Source organism: Clostridium sediminicola (assembly GCF_050402865.1).
Taxonomy (GTDB): Bacteria; Bacillota; Clostridia; order Clostridiales; family Clostridiaceae; genus Clostridium_AF; species Clostridium_AF sediminicola.
This window is the reverse complement of sequence record NZ_BAABMF010000003.1, coordinates 287,564-300,970: the sequence shown is the minus strand read 5'-3', so window position 1 is coordinate 300,970 and position 13,407 is coordinate 287,564. Positions and strand designations below refer to the sequence as shown.

Here is a 13,407-nt window from a genome sequence, read left to right as displayed (position 1 = left end):
GTGTAAATGAAAAAGAAAAAAATATTAATAGTTGATGATGAAATATTAACTTTAAAAATATTGAAAGAAGAATTAAGTGATATTGGATACAAGGTTAGTATATCCAGTGATGGAGAAGATGCTATAAAAAAATTCAAAAAAGAAGATTTTGACATGGTGATTGTGGATAACAAAATGCCTAAAAAAAGTGGTATTGAAGTAATTAAAGAGATAAAAAAAATCAAACCGAATACAATAATGCTTATGATGACTGCGTTTGGAAGTATAAATAATGCAGTTGAAGCTATGAAAGAAGGTGCATATGACTATATAACTAAACCTTTCGAAAACAATGATTTTGTAGAAAAGATAAAAAGCATTTTAGATAATCAAAAAGAAATTCATCAAAAAAAGATATCGGAATCTGAAGAAAACAAGAAATTAATTGGCAGTGGTAAAGAAATAAAAAGGATTAATAAAATAATAGAAAAAATAAAAGATTTGGATACAATAGTTTTGTTAACAGGAGAAAGTGGTACTGGTAAGGGAGTATTGGCAAGAGAAATACATTCTAGAAGTAGCCGAAGAGAAATGCCTTTTGTACATTTAAGCTGTGCTGCTTTGCCTGCAAACCTAATGGAAAATGAGTTGTTTGGACATGAAAAAGGATCTTTTACAGGTGCAAATGAAAGAAAGATTGGTAAATTTGAATCAGCAGGAAAAGGAACGATATTTTTAGATGAAATAGGGACTTTAGATTTAAATTTACAGGCCAAGTTACTTATTGTTTTACAAGAAAAGGCTTTTGAAAGAATTGGATCATCAGAGTCAAGGAAATTAGAAGCAAGAGTAATTGCTGCGACAAATGTTAATTTAGAAGATGCTGTACATAAAAAAATATTCAGAGAAGATTTATATTATAGATTGAATGTAGTAGCTATAGAGTGCTGTCCTTTAAGGTACAGAAAAGATGAAATAAAAGAGTTATCTTTAGCTTTTATAGAAAGTATAAATAAAAGATTTAAGAAGAAAATTTTATTTGTTTCGGAAGAAGTATGGGATATATTTAATATATATAATTGGCCAGGAAATATAAGAGAATTAGAAAATACTCTAGAAAGCAGTATAGCACTTTCCTCAGATGAAAAGTTAAAAGTAAATGATTTACCTATAAGAATTGTAGAAAAAGTAAAATATATAAAGAAAACAATGAAGAAAGAAGAATTAAAAAAAGCTTTAAAAGATAAAGATAAAAAGAATAAATTAGAAAATCAAGAAATTAGAAGGTTAAAAGAAGCACTTTATAGAAATAATGGACATAGAGAAAAAACAGCAAAGGACCTAAATATATCTAGGCGAACTTTGCAATACAAATTAAAAAAGTATTCTATTAGTTAATCAAAAGCAGAGTTGGGAATCCTGCTGGAATAGAAATTTCTTTTAATTCTAAAAAAAAGCTAGTGTAGTAAGAAGAAAAATAGATGAAACACTTTAAGGAGGAGAATAACATGTCTATATCAATTCATTTATTGTCTAAATGTAATGCAGAAGAAATACTAGAATTTGAAAATCAAAATAGAGATTACTTTGAAACTGTGATTCCTACAAGAGGAGATAGTTACTACAATATAGAAAATCTTAAGCAAATATTAGAAGAAATAGAAGAAGAACAAAGTAAAGGGCTTTGCTACATGTATTTAATTAGAAATGAAAAAGGAGAATTAGTAGGAAGAATAAATTTATTCTCAGTTTTAAGAGGAATATTTCAGAAAGCAGAGATTGGGTACCGGATTGGTGAAGAATATAATGGGAAGGGATATGCAACTGAAGCTGTTAAATTGGTATGTAAAGAGGCCTTTGAAAGATATAAACTTCATAGAATAGAAGCGGGAACTTCTAGTAAAAATATTGGCTCACAAATAGTTCTAATTAAGAATGGATTCGAATTTATTGGAAGAACAAGAAAAGTTATTAATATCAATGGAAAGTGGGAAGATGGTATTTTATTTGAAAAACTAAATGAAAACTAGGTATAGTTGTTATGCTTGGTAATTATATGCGCTTAGTAGGGCTTCAGGGAGTTAATAGCATTTTTACTATATTCATTGGAGGGTTTAAGAATGAATCACAATCAATATATTTATAATGTTAAATATCAAGTTTATGAAGAAGACCTTTGTGCGCTTGAGATAAGATCACTTTTTAACTATAACTTGGATGGCAAAGTCTTTTTTTCAAGTAAACATATAGATCCTTCTATTAGCCCTTTTTTAAAGAACAGGTTAGAAATTATTTATAAGACTTCATCTCTTAGCGAGGTCATTGAGTTGATAAAAAAAGATAAAATAAAGGCACATGATTTTTTAGTTAAATATGTAGAGTTGGTTAGTGGTGATTCATATGTTAAGAAAAGGAAAGAAATTTGCAAGGATGTAGGTTTTAGAATTCAAGGATTTCCTTCATTTTCTGCTCCTAAAAACACTTTTGGTATTACTTTTTATCAAGGTAGCTGGTATTTTGGTATTTTAGTTACTAATAATCCTAAATGGAAAGAACACAATGCAAAACCTTACTCTTATTCTAGTTCTCTAGGAATTAATATAGCGAAAGTACTTCTCAATATTGCTGGGAATGGTGATTTTTCAAAAAGATTAATAGACCCATGTTGTGGTGTTGGAACAGTTCTTTTGGAAGGATTTTTTGCTGGTTATGATATTAGAGGATGGGAGATAAAGAGCAAGGTCGCAGAGAATGCTCGAGGCAATTTACAGTACTTTAATTACCCGCCAAAAGTTACTACTGGCGATATTCAAGATATTGAGGAAAGCTTTGATGTTTCCATTATAGATCTTCCATATGGAAATTTCAGTCATACTACTGTAGCAAACCAGGTGAAGATTATTAGAAATGCAAAAAGAATTTCAAAAAAACTAGTATTAGTTTCTTCTAAGGATATTACTAATGAAATTTTAGAAGAAAAACTTAAAATAACTGATTATTGTAAAGTAAGTAAAAATGAAAATGGAAGTTTTGTTAGGTATATATGGGTCTGTAAGTAATTAATTTTAATTTGCATAGAATTTGAATAACCTACAATAACTTCCCTATCTAATACTTTAGAGGGATGTAATCTTAAAATAAATTATGTGCAATATAGTTTATATAATGAATAGAATATTTTACAAAGTAGAAATTTTAGGGGTCTGTTCAATTTTGAGCAGACTCTATAATTTTAATGTACTAAAATAAGGCTATAAATTTGAATTAAGTGAAATATTTGTTAGGATACTAATGATTTTGGTATAATATTTATATAGTATTATTAATTATTAAATAAGACTAGATTATTTTGAGAGGTGATATTATCAATAAAAAACGAAGCAGGATTACTGCAATTATGACTCTTATCATGTCTGTACTTGTTATATTTGCGTGTCTTACAGGAATTCTAAAGGAAAGCATTTATAATGATGTGTTATTATCAGGAACGATCACAAAGTTTTTATTGTCAGGAGCTAGAGCTCAGGATATAATATTTATTCCGCTAGCTGTGATTCTATTTTTTTTATCAATCTTATTCTTGAGACGACCTTGTTACAAGGTGTTAATTACTATTATCGGACTCAGCTGTAACTTTTTTTATGGCTACGCATTATATGTAATGCAAGGACAATATACATCAATTTATCTTGTTTATCTCGCTATATTTAGTATATCCATATATAGTATTATTTTAGGACTTCTTAGTTTCCCAGCTGAGTTTGTAATGATAACATCCCTGTCTAAAAGATTGTGTAGGTTCATTAGTATATTTCTTTATAGTATTGTATTTATTTTAGGGCTTATTTGGTTAATAAGAATTGAACCTGACATTGCAAGACATATCCCACAAGATACTTACGGGGTTTTTATTTTGGATTTAGGGATTGTTTTTCCTGCAGTTGCAATTTCAGCTACAATGCTAATTCTAAGGAAACCCTATGGAAATATATTTGCAGGAGTAGCTTTAATGAAAGTATTTACAGTGTGTCTGTCCTGGGGGTTTGGAGAATGGTATGGAAGAATTTATGGAGTTGCTCAGGGAAATTATAATATGCTTATCATACCAAGTGTTTTAACTATATTGGGATTCATAATATTCATATTTTATATTGTAAAATTGAAAATAGAACTCAATTGAGACTAGATCTATTCAATCTCAATAGGAATAAGTAATTCACTCTTGTAATCATCCTCAGAAATAAGTCTACAAGTGGTATTAAATTAAGTTTGGCGATGAGTTTAGAGGGAATTAGATAAAAAAAGGAGTGTTATAGAGCTCATTGATAAATTCATGCATAAATCTATTGGGATTGTAGTACCTATATGTATATGCATTTTATATATAATATGTGGAGTTGTGGATTGGAAACTAGACAAAATATGAAATAAAGTGAAAGGATGTGAGTGGATGGTACCTTACGCAAGAAGAAGAATTATTTTGGAACTTATGCACTCAAAGGATCTTGTTCATCTAGATGAAATAAAGGAACACCTAAATGTATCAATTGCTACTGTGCGTAGAGATTTGAAAATCTTATCGGAAGAAGGGCAAATTGAGTTACTATCTGGGGGAGCCGCTAAAATTGTAGTAAATATTGCTGAAAAATCTCTTAGTGAAAAAATAAATCTAAATAAAGAGGAGAAAGAAAGTATTGGAAGTTATTTAGCTACTTTAGTTAATGATGGGCAATTTATTTTTATTGGTCCTGGTACCACTGAAAATCATATGATAAAACATTTAGAGGGTAAAAATGTAACAGTAGTAACCAATGGTGCATTTCATATACAAGAGCTAATTAAGTATAGAATTAATAGTATTTTACTAGGGGGAAGGATTATTAACGATATTGCGGTACTTGTTGGACCCGCTGCTATTAATCAAGCTATGGATATGAATTTTGATAAGTGTTTTATAGGAGCATCAGGCATTACTTTTGAAAGAGGGTTATCAACATCTAATATAGATGTCGCTGAAATAAATAAAATTGTAATTAAAAATTCTAATGAAGTGTTATTTTTTGGAGATTCTACTAAACTTGGAAAGAATTCTAGATATATATTCGCACAAGTGGAAGAAGAGTTTAAGCTGATTACTACTAATAAAGCAAGTCAACAATTCAAAGATGATAGTAAAGTAATTGTAATAGATTAGAAAGAATTTATATAAAACATAACAAAAATCACCATTAGCATTAAGTTGATGGTGATTTTTGTTATTATACAAGGAATTTATAAATTTTTTCAGTAAATCCATACTTGTCAAATGTAGCTATATATGCATTTGTTCTGTTTTTAGTGTATTTTGATTCAATAATATTTAAGAAATTATATACATGTCTACTACTGACGATTAATAGTTCAGTTGGACTTAAAATCACTAATTATACAATTAATGAACGAAAATGATAATAATTGATAATTGTAGTTAAATGATTAATATTATTTACAATATAATGATATATTTTGATTGGACCATGAATATAGATAAATATAATTAAAAAAGGAGAATGTGGAATGAAGAAAAAAATATTAGTGTCACTGTTTGCTTTATTGATTGCATTTGTTGTGGGATGTAATAATTCTTCTACAAAAGAAACGGTTCAGTCTAACGAGGAAAGTGTTGAAAAGAAAACTACCACCGTCGCTAGCACAGCCGAAATTCCAGAAGCACTTAAAGGAAAAACTTTGAAAATGGCTTTAGTTAAGGAGTGGGGTACTGGAACTCATATGATTACTCATATTAACGGAGTTAAAGCAGAGGCAGAAAGATATGGGATTGAACTTAGTGTAATCGATGCCAATAATGATTTAACTAAGATGTCAGAAGGTATTGACAATGCGGTAACTAACAAAATGGATGCAATTTTGATTTCACATGGTAAAGCAGATGCTTTAAAAGATTCTGTACAAAAAGCTTTGGAAGCTTCAATTCCTGTTATTGTATTTGATAATGATTTTGATATTCCAGAAGAAATACATAAAGGAAAACTAGTTTCCCTAGATCAGTACGATTTAATGATGGGATTAATTTCTCAAATGGCTTTAGTACAAGAATTAGATGGAGAAGGTAATATAGTATACAACCGTGTAGCAAATTGTCCTCCAACTGATAAGCGTCATAGAATATGGGAAGGCGGAATTTTGCCAACTTATACAGGTATAAATGTGGTTAATACTATTGACCTTGGAACAGATAATCCAATGCCAAAAGCTCAGACTGCTCTTGAAACATTGCTTACTACTAACGATGATATTGATGCTGTTTATGGAGTTTGGGATGAGTATGCAAAAGGGTTCTATAATGCAATAGTTGCTTCAGGCAAAACTATTCCATTGTATTCAGTTGATATATCTGATCAAGATTTAGCTATGATGCAAGATCATCCAGAAATTTGGAGAGCTTCTGCAGCGGTTGATCCAACAGTTGTTGGTCAAGTTCAAATTCGTTTAGCATTAAAAGCATTAGCTGGAGAAAAAATTCCTAGATATTATTCTTTAAAACCTGTTTTAGTACATGTTGATGATCTACCAACGGCAGATGAAAAACGTGTAACTATGGCTGATTTAGCTGAATACTATGATGGTTGGGGTTCAACAACAGATTTCTTAGAAGAATGGATGTTAACAATAGAACAAAGTAAATAATAAAAATAAATAAGGACTGTGAATGAAGAAAAATTATAAAGAGTTCTTCATTCACAGAAATTTAGATATATATTTGTATTTATGTGAGGGTGAATATTATGGATAAATTAGTTATGAAAGGAATTACTAAGACTTTTCCAGGTGTTAAGGCTTTACAAAATGTTGATTTTCAGGTATCAAGTGGAGAAGTACATGCCTTAATAGGTGCTAATGGAGCAGGTAAAAGTACATTAATGAAAATATTAGCAGGTGTTTATTCTCCTTGTTCAGGTGATATTTTTATTGGAAATCGTAAGATATCCATAAAAAATCCAAAAGATGCAATGAAAAATGGTATTGTTATTGTTTATCAAGAGGTAGATACTGCTTTGGTTCCTCATTTAACTGTGGCTGAAAATATTATGATGGATTATATTGTTACCGAGAAAAAAGATGTGTTTATGAATTGGAAAAACATAAAAATGAGAGCAAAAAAAGAAATTGAAGCTCTTGGGTTAGAGATTAATGAAAACCAATTGATTAGTGAATTATCATTATCTCAAAAACAAATGGTTTTGATTGGTCGCGCGGTTTTACATAAAGCAAAATATTTAATATTAGACGAACCAACAGCTCCTTTGAGTGTTGAAGAAACAGAAAAATTATTTAAGATTGTAAATAAATTAAAACAAGATGGAATGAGTGTTGTTTTTATTTCTCATAGATTAGATGAAGTTTTTAAAATTTGCGAGAGAATAACTATACTAAAAGACGGAGAATTAGTTGGCTCTTATAAAACAAAAGATATGACAATTGATAAAGCAGTGGAGAAGATGTTAGGTAAGAAATTAGAAAATTCTTATCCCAAAATAGATACAACAATTGGCGAAAAAATATTTGAAGTTAAAAATCTTACTGGAACTGGTGGAATCAATGATGTAGATATATTTGTCAGGGCTGGTGAAATTGTTGGATTGGCAGGATTAGTAGGTGGTGGCAAAACAGAATTATGTAAACTACTATTTGGAGAAGGGTGCATAGATTCAGGGGGAATTATATTAAAAGGTAAGAAGATTAATCCTAAATCACCATCACATGCTGTCAAGGAAGGGCTTGCTTTAGTACCTGAAGAAAGAAGAAAAGAAGGCATTTTAGTTCAGGAATCTATAGAAACAAATATTACTTTACCTACGTTACAAAACTATTGCAAAAGAGGATTTATTCAGAGGAATCTCACAAAAAAAATATCAATTGAGAATATAAAAAAAATTGGAGTTAAGACACCTAATGAAAAACAACTTGTAGCTAACCTAAGTGGTGGTAATCAACAAAAGGTAGCTATTGGCAAATGGCTTTTATCGGAAGCAGAAGTCTTTATATTTGATGAGCCTACAAAAGGTGTTGATGTTGGTTCAAAAGCAGAAATTTATTCACTTATAGGGGAATTAGTTGTACAAGGAAAAGGGGTTATATATGCCTCTTGCGAATTTAGTGAAATACTTGGATTATCAGATCGAACATATGTAATGTATAACGGTTCAGTAGCTAAGGAACTAGTAACTAAAAATACTACTGAAGAAGAATTACTTTACTATTCTGCTGGAGGGATGATAAATGATTGATAAAGAAAAGAAAGAAAAAATTGATTTTTTCAAGATATTCTACAAATATGGAACAATTATAGTGACAGTTGCAGCGGTTTTATTTTTCTCATTAACTCTTGAAAATTTTATGAATTTTAACAATATAACGAATGTATTTAGATCTGTGTCTATAGTTGCTTTAATTGCATTGGCTATAACAATATCCTTAACAGTTGATGGCTTTGATTTATCAGTGGGAGCTACTGCTGGATTCGCCTCTGTAATTGCGGCAAAAATTATGGTTATATGGCAGATGGGACCTGTTTTAGCAATTATCGTCCCACTACTTGTTGGCATATTAATTGGTTGTATAAATGCTTTTTTGATTATAAAAGTTGGCATAAAAGATATGCTTACTACCCTATCAATGATGTTTGTTTTGACAGGTATTTCTATAACATTTCAAGATGGTTCGGCGATTTATAATTATATGCCATTGCCTAATAATGGGGGAATAGCACCAGGAACTATGAGTGAAGCTTTTCTCTATATTGGCCAAGGAAAATTATTTCAAATACCAGTGCCAGTTATCATTATGTTGATTGTAGTAATACTTGTACATATTTTATTGAAATACACAAAATATGGAAGATATATGTATATGGTAGGAGGAAATGAAGAAGCTGCTAAGTTAGCAGGTATTCCAGTTAACAGATATAAATTGATTGCCTATATTATTTCAGGATTTCTTGCAGCCTTAGGTGGTCTTGTTCTTGGTTCAAGACTTGGGTCTGGAGAAGTTAATGCAGGAGCAACATATTTAATGGATGCGGTGGCTGCAGCTTATGTTGGATTTTCAGTACTTGGAATTGGTAAACCAAATGCATTTGGTACATTGCTTGGAGCTCTATTAATGGGCGTATTATTAAACGGATTAATAATGATGGATTTTCCATATTATTCACAAGATATTGTAAAAGGTATTGTTCTAATTGTTGCATTAGGATTGACTTATTATAAGCGAAAGGGGTAATCTCATGGGAAAATATTATGAATTAACGACAAATACAGTAGTTAAATATGTTAACAATAAAATAGATTTTTTTGCAAATGATGCGGTTTATGAGTGCAATGAAATTGGAGATGGAAATTTAAATTTAGTATTTAGAGTAAAGGATACTAAAAATAATAAGAGTATTATTGTTAAACAAGCGCTACCATATGTTAGAGCAGCCGGTGAAGCTTGGCCTCTTGATGTTGGGCGAGGTGCTATTGAAACTAAAATTCTAGGAATTGAATATGAATTAACAAATGGATTAGTACCTAAAGTATATACTTTTGATGAGGAAATGTACTGCATGATTATGGAAGATTTATCAGATTATATTATTATGAGATATGGATTGTTGAAATATGAAAATTACTCTCAGTTTTCAGAACAGATTAGTGATTTTTTAGTGAATACTTTACTATTAACTTCTGATGTAGTAATGGAGCATAAAAAAAAGAAAGAAATGGTAAAAGATTTTATAAATCCAGAACTTTGTGAAATTACCGAGGACTTAGTATATACAGAGCCATTTAATATAGGAGCACGTAATGACATGGAAGAGTTTTTGATAGATTTTCATAAAAAAGAGTTAGTTGAAGACAAAGAGCTAAGATTAGAGGTTGCCAAACTTAAATTTGATTTTATGAATAATGCACAATCCTTGTTACACGGTGATTTACATACAGGTAGTATATTTGTAAATAAAACATCTACAAGAGTTATTGATCCAGAATTCGCATTTTATGGACCTATGGCTTACGATGTTGGTGCATTAATTGCAAACTTGGTAATGAACTTCTTGTCAACTAAAGCTGTGCTAACGGATGGTGATAAGAAAGATAAACATTTAAGTTATTTATTAAAAAGTATAGTAGAAGTTGTTGATTTATTTAAAGAAAAAAGTTTTAAAATATGGGACGATGTTGTAAAAGATAAAATGGCAAAGGTTGAAGGTTTTAAAGAATGGTATATAAATGATGTATTAGTCAATTCTGCTGGAGTTGCAGGTTGTGAGATGATAAGAAGAACAGTAGGATTTGCTCATGTGAAAGATCTTGATTGTATTCCTAATGACTCACTTCGACAAGAAGCCAAGAAGAAAAATATTCTGCTAGCAAAAGAATTTATTATTAATAGACAGCAACTTACAACTGGTAAAGATTATATAGAGTTAATAAAAAAATTTGAATAGGAGTGTGAATCATGAATATGACTGTGGTACCAGCTAAACTAAATGAGGCGAAAGATAAATTAGTGTTAATAGATCAAACTTTATTACCAAATGAAGAAGTATTCTTAGAATTAGATAAGGTTGAAGATGTTTGGGAAGCAATAAAAAAATTAAGGGTTAGAGGAGCTCCTGCTATAGGTATAGCAGCGGCATTTGGACTATACGTATGTGTAGCAAAATCAAAGGCTAATAATGTAGCAGATTTTAAAAAAGAATTTGATGAGTTAAGAGAGTACCTTGCAACTTCAAGACCAACTGCAGTAAATTTATTTTGGGCTCTTAATAGAATGAATGATAGATTTGAAGGAGAAGAACATAAAACAGTAGATAAAATAAAAGAAGCTTTATTAGATGAAAGTGAAAAGATATTAGCAGAGGATCAGGCAATGGGAAGAGCTATTGGTGAGTATGGTTTGTCATTGTTAAAACCTAATATGGGTTTGTTAACACATTGTAATGCTGGAGGGATTGCAACATCAGGAATTGGAACAGCTTTGGCTCCAATGTATGCGGGTCATTCAAAAGGATACAATTTTAAGGTATTTGCTGATGAAACAAGACCATTACTTCAGGGAGCTAGGTTAACAGCATATGAGTTATATAAAGCAGGTCTTGATGTAACAGTTATATGTGATAATATGGCATCTATAGTGATGAAAGAAGGAAAAATTGATGCAGTTTTAGTTGGGTGTGATAGAGTGGCTGCCAATGGGGATGTTGCAAATAAAATAGGCACATCTGGTGTTGCTATTTTAGCAAAAGAATATGGTATTCCAATGTACGTTCTTGGACCTACTTCAACAATTGATTTAAATACTCCAACTGGAAAAGAAATCGAAATTGAACTTAGAGATGAAAATGAGATAGGTAACGGATTTGGTAGAAGAACTGCTCCTGAAAAAGTAAAGGCATATAATCCAGCTTTTGATGTAACTGATGCGAAATATATAACTGCAATTATTACAGAAAAAGGGGTTGTTAGAGCACCATATAAAGAAAACTTGGAGAAATTATTTGACTAGGGGAACAGTAAATGTTTTAGCTGTAGGAGACCCTGCCATTCATGTTTATGTAGATGAAAAAAATGATTTCTTAAGTGAGTTTGAAAAACAGACAGGCATATATGTGAACTTTACTATCGTAAAATGGTCTGAGTACTATACTACTTTACTAGAATCATTTGAAACATATAAGTATGATATCGTGATGATAGCAGGACATCTGTGGCTAAAAGAGTTTATTGAAAAAGAATACCTACTCCAACTGAAATGCAAGTTTAAAGAGGATTATGATTATGATGATATTCTTCCGGCTATTAGAAAAGAACTGGAGTTAAATAATGTGAAATATTTACTTCCTTCATTTTGTGATGGGCATATTTTACTATATAGAAAATCTAAAATTAATAAAAGTCTTTCAAATGTTGTAAGCCTAGAAAATGTAATGGATTTAATAAGGAACAGTAAAGATAGCGTAGATAATATATTTGTATTAAAAGCACATCCTTCAGAAATATTTTTAGACTTTTTACCTTATCTAAGAAATGAAGGTGTGGATGCGTTTAATGATAAAGGTATGCCCACTTTTTATAATAAAAATGGAGTAAGAGCACTGAAAAAGTACATTTCAATGAAGAATTATTGTTCATATAATGTTGAAGAATTTGGAAATGAAGAAGTTCTTAAAATAATTCAAGAAGATAGATGCAACCTAGGTGTCTCATGGGGAGGACAATTAGGCCAAATCATGAATGAAAAGTGTATCAATAGAGAAGACATAGGCTTTGCAGCTTTAGAAACCTCATGGAATGTAACATGGTCATTTGGTATTAATAAATTGTGTAGGGAACAAGAAAGTGCAGAACAATTTCTCCAGTATATTACATCAAAGAATGTTGATAGAAAGGTTGGTGCTTACAGTGGAAATCCAACAAGAACATCAAGCTTTAAAATTGATGGGACAGTTTATAAATGGTACCCTGCTCTTCGTAAAATGATTGAAACAGCAAAGCAACTCCCACACTTAACTAATACAGGTGAATTAATTGGGATTGTTACTGAGGAGATAGTGAAAGCTTTTGTTGGCAAACAAAGTGCTGAAACAGCATTATATAAGGCTTCTAAGAAGATTGAATCAATAAGATAATAAATGAAGACTACAAATAAATTTGGATAAAATTTGTTTGTAGTCTTTTTTTACTTAAAAAAGGAGCTAAAAAGTAAGTGTTTTTGATTATTGTAAACCATAAAACAAAAAATGGTTGACAAACTATCTTTATTAATTTACTATATATTCAAGAGACAACTAGAAAGAACAAAATGAATAAAAAACAATAGCTAAAGAAAAAACTTAATTTTAAGGAGGAAAAATGAAAACAAAAGAATTAACTAAAGTAGCATTAGGAACATCATTAATTGCCATAGGAGCATTTATTAAAATTCCATCACCTGTGGCAGGATATTTTACATTGCAATTACCATTCATTATTTTCTTGTCCATTGCATTAGGCAGTAAAAGTGCAAGCAAAAGTGCACTTTTATATATGTTTGGTGGATTGGTTGGTATACCTTGGTTTGCATCAGGTGGGGGCTTAATGTACATTGTGAATCCTACATTTGGGTTTATTGTTTCATTTGTATTTGCTACATACATAGCAGGACAAGGCCATCATCAAAAAAAGAATTATATGAGTATATTTTATAGTCTGCTTGCTACAACGTTTATTTGGGTTTTTGGTATGATCTGGCTTGTAACAGTTAGTAAATTTTATATAGGCAAAGATATAAATTACATATCTATACTTGGTATATTTGTTTCAGTAGATTTTTACGCAGACATTGTACTTTCCATTATTTTTGGTGGTGTAGCTATGAGAATAAAAAAGGTTATTAAATAAA

Annotated in this window: 12 protein-coding genes; all 12 read left to right on the top strand. The window is 30.4% G+C overall.

Features of this window, described 5'->3' with window-relative positions:
• Positions 1–6 precede the first annotated feature (6 nt).
• The 12 genes from ACQ3F0_RS08165 (at position 7) to ACQ3F0_RS08110 (ending at position 13,406) form a co-directional block, all read left to right on the top strand.
• Positions 7–1,377: a sigma-54-dependent transcriptional regulator gene (locus ACQ3F0_RS08165; RefSeq protein ID WP_428864699.1), complete on the top strand. Its 1,371-nt coding sequence runs from the start codon at positions 7–9 to the stop codon at positions 1,375–1,377.
• Between the two features lie 110 nt (positions 1,378–1,487).
• Entirely contained in the window at positions 1,488–2,009 is a 522-nt protein-coding gene (locus tag ACQ3F0_RS08160; protein WP_428864697.1) for a GNAT family N-acetyltransferase, read from the top strand.
• Between the two features lie 90 nt (positions 2,010–2,099).
• Positions 2,100–3,038 carry a TRM11 family SAM-dependent methyltransferase gene (locus ACQ3F0_RS08155; RefSeq protein ID WP_428864695.1) on the top strand — a complete coding sequence of 313 codons (939 nt, stop codon included), beginning with the start codon at positions 2,100–2,102 and terminating at the stop codon, positions 3,036–3,038.
• A gap of 338 nt (positions 3,039–3,376) precedes the next feature.
• On the top strand, positions 3,377–4,159 hold the full coding sequence (locus tag ACQ3F0_RS08150; RefSeq protein ID WP_428864694.1) for a hypothetical protein: 783 nt from the start codon (positions 3,377–3,379) through the stop codon (positions 4,157–4,159).
• Between the two features lie 270 nt (positions 4,160–4,429).
• The gene (locus ACQ3F0_RS08145; RefSeq protein ID WP_428864692.1) at positions 4,430–5,173 is read left to right on the top strand and encodes a DeoR/GlpR family DNA-binding transcription regulator; all 744 of its coding nucleotides are present in this window, start codon (positions 4,430–4,432) and stop codon (positions 5,171–5,173) included.
• Positions 5,174–5,535: 362 nt separating this feature from the next.
• Entirely contained in the window at positions 5,536–6,666 is a 1,131-nt protein-coding gene (locus ACQ3F0_RS08140; RefSeq protein WP_428864691.1) for a sugar ABC transporter substrate-binding protein, read from the top strand.
• 98 nt (positions 6,667–6,764) lie between these two features.
• Positions 6,765–8,267: a sugar ABC transporter ATP-binding protein gene (locus tag ACQ3F0_RS08135; protein ID WP_428864689.1), complete on the top strand. Its 1,503-nt coding sequence runs from the start codon at positions 6,765–6,767 to the stop codon at positions 8,265–8,267.
• Positions 8,260–9,261: an ABC transporter permease gene (locus ACQ3F0_RS08130; RefSeq protein ID WP_428864687.1), complete on the top strand. Its 1,002-nt coding sequence runs from the start codon at positions 8,260–8,262 to the stop codon at positions 9,259–9,261. Before ACQ3F0_RS08135 ends, ACQ3F0_RS08130 begins: the two co-directional genes overlap by 8 nt.
• Before the next feature lie 4 nt (positions 9,262–9,265).
• Entirely contained in the window at positions 9,266–10,471 is a 1,206-nt protein-coding gene (gene mtnK / locus ACQ3F0_RS08125) for an S-methyl-5-thioribose kinase (protein WP_428864686.1), read from the top strand.
• 11 nt (positions 10,472–10,482) lie between these two features.
• Positions 10,483–11,532: an S-methyl-5-thioribose-1-phosphate isomerase gene (gene mtnA, locus ACQ3F0_RS08120; RefSeq protein ID WP_428864684.1), complete on the top strand. Its 1,050-nt coding sequence runs from the start codon at positions 10,483–10,485 to the stop codon at positions 11,530–11,532.
• Entirely contained in the window at positions 11,525–12,655 is a 1,131-nt protein-coding gene (locus ACQ3F0_RS08115; protein ID WP_428864683.1) for an extracellular solute-binding protein, read from the top strand. Before mtnA ends, ACQ3F0_RS08115 begins: the two co-directional genes overlap by 8 nt.
• 223 nt (positions 12,656–12,878) lie before the next feature.
• Entirely contained in the window at positions 12,879–13,406 is a 528-nt protein-coding gene (locus ACQ3F0_RS08110; protein WP_428864682.1) for a biotin transporter BioY, read from the top strand.
• The last annotated feature ends 1 nt before the right edge of the window (position 13,407 follow it).

Excerpts from the sequence above, each read along its gene's own strand:
- ACQ3F0_RS08165 (WP_428864699.1), top strand. The coding sequence starts at position 7 with ATGAAAAAGAAAAAAATATTAATAGTTGATGATGAAATATTAACTTTA.
- ACQ3F0_RS08160 (WP_428864697.1), top strand. The coding sequence starts at position 1,488 with ATGTCTATATCAATTCATTTATTGTCTAAATGTAATGCAGAAGAAATA.
- ACQ3F0_RS08155 (WP_428864695.1), top strand. The coding sequence starts at position 2,100 with ATGAATCACAATCAATATATTTATAATGTTAAATATCAAGTTTATGAA.
- ACQ3F0_RS08150 (WP_428864694.1), top strand. The coding sequence starts at position 3,377 with ATGACTCTTATCATGTCTGTACTTGTTATATTTGCGTGTCTTACAGGA.
- ACQ3F0_RS08145 (WP_428864692.1), top strand. The coding sequence starts at position 4,430 with ATGGTACCTTACGCAAGAAGAAGAATTATTTTGGAACTTATGCACTCA.
- ACQ3F0_RS08140 (WP_428864691.1), top strand. The coding sequence starts at position 5,536 with ATGAAGAAAAAAATATTAGTGTCACTGTTTGCTTTATTGATTGCATTT.
- ACQ3F0_RS08135 (WP_428864689.1), top strand. The coding sequence starts at position 6,765 with ATGGATAAATTAGTTATGAAAGGAATTACTAAGACTTTTCCAGGTGTT.
- ACQ3F0_RS08130 (WP_428864687.1), top strand. The coding sequence starts at position 8,260 with ATGATTGATAAAGAAAAGAAAGAAAAAATTGATTTTTTCAAGATATTC.
- mtnK (WP_428864686.1), top strand. The coding sequence starts at position 9,266 with ATGGGAAAATATTATGAATTAACGACAAATACAGTAGTTAAATATGTT.
- mtnA (WP_428864684.1), top strand. The coding sequence starts at position 10,483 with ATGAATATGACTGTGGTACCAGCTAAACTAAATGAGGCGAAAGATAAA.
- ACQ3F0_RS08110 (WP_428864682.1), top strand. The coding sequence starts at position 12,879 with ATGAAAACAAAAGAATTAACTAAAGTAGCATTAGGAACATCATTAATT.